The following is a 1,050-nucleotide window of genomic DNA, read 5'->3' on the forward strand; positions in this document are numbered from 1 at the left end:
GGTCGCTAGCCTCGGCGCCATTGGACTGTTAACCGGCCTCACGGGATTCTGCCCCTTATACATCCCGTTTGGGATTAACACGCTGGAGAAAGAAAAAGAGCTCATCGACAGATTCAAGTCAGCAGCGGCCGGGCAGATGGACAGGTGTATGTCTATGATGGCCGGCTTCCGCCAGACACCCGCTGATTTTGGATCTCCAAGCGCCGGTCAGACCTGCGGGTCATGCCCACCATCGATTGGGGAAACCCCTGGTCGGCAAGGGTAAACATGTCATAGAGACGATCAGTAAAGGCTAGAAAAACAGGTTCATATGCAAGGTGGCCTTCTGCGTGGGAAACTAGATGATTTTCATCGTTGCGTAGCCTGAGCGGCAGCGCCACCTTGCACAAGCCGCTTGAAACAATGGACTGCGACCCACCAACCATCCATGCCGCTCCTAAGATGCCCACCTGGAGGTGGGAAGAAAAGGGAAGTGTTCTCAAGTCCTTACCGGTGTACGCAGATAACGGGAACCTAACCGAATCATTCGTGCGCTGGCGATCAAATTGGAATAATAGAGGTGTTATTTGATGGAGGGCATACGCTCGGTCAGGACCAGTCTAATCTGCGAAGGGTCATGCACATAGATCCCTTCAGATGTTTGCTCGGTTGGCAAGCCTGCTGCCTGAATATGATCAACGACGCGCTGCAACTCGCCAGCATTGTGCAGCACAATGGTAAAGTATCGCAATCCCAGTGCGTTGGCTGGCGCAGGTGGAATACCAGTTCCTTTCCAGGTGTTAAACGCAATGACATGGGGCTGTTGATCATCCAAACCGACCTCCCCCATACGAAAGCTTGGAACTACCGGCCCCTTTTGGAAACCCAGCACATCGTGATAGAAATTCATCGAGGCTTCAAGGTCCGAGACATACAAATGCATATGCCCGATCCGTGTGCCTTCAGGCAACGATAGATCGAGGCGTTCTCCTTCGTCTAACTCGCGAAAGAGCGCTTCAACATCCAGAGGGTCGCGCCCACTACCGGTCCTGCCATCGGTGTAACGCACTA

Annotated in this window: 1 protein-coding gene; it reads right to left on the bottom strand. The window is 53.2% G+C overall.

Annotated elements, in window-relative coordinates:
- Window positions 1-562: 562 nt before the first annotated feature.
- The coding region (locus V6D20_16885; GenBank protein HEY9817456.1) for a VOC family protein at window positions 563-1,050 on the bottom strand (488 nt) is incomplete at its 5' end.

It is taken from the genome of Candidatus Obscuribacterales bacterium (genome assembly GCA_036703605.1).
Lineage (GTDB): Bacteria > Cyanobacteriota > Cyanobacteriia > RECH01 > RECH01 > RECH01.